The organism is Lysinibacillus sp. RU7 (genome assembly GCF_057837305.1).
In genome coordinates, this window is the sequence record NZ_JBYQFK010000124.1 from 1 (window position 1) to 273 (window position 273).

The 273-nt window shown below is 42.5% G+C and carries 1 protein-coding gene; it reads right to left on the minus strand.

Annotated elements, in window-relative coordinates; translation table 11 throughout:
* Positions 1 to 273 (minus strand): Holliday junction resolvase RuvX (gene ruvX, locus AC3II9_RS21795; RefSeq protein ID WP_489158783.1); only part of this gene is annotated, 273 nt, incomplete at both ends.

The following is a 273-nucleotide window of genomic DNA, read 5'->3' on the forward strand; positions in this document are numbered from 1 at the left end:
TAAACCGACCGGATTTCGATACCAACTTTGAATGAGTAAGGCTGCTGCAAAACTATCAGCCGATAGCTTTTTTGCTCGACCTTGTTCTTGGTAAAAACCTAGCTCTTCTCTCGCTTCACGTGTAGTTAAGCGCTCATCTACCATCAATGTTTCTATGTTGGTTTGATGGCGTAAACGTCTCGCAAATTTGCGGGCACGTGTAGAAAGTTCTGACTCGCTATCATCCATATTCAAAGGCAAACCAACCAAAAATAGATCAGGTTGCCATTCTTT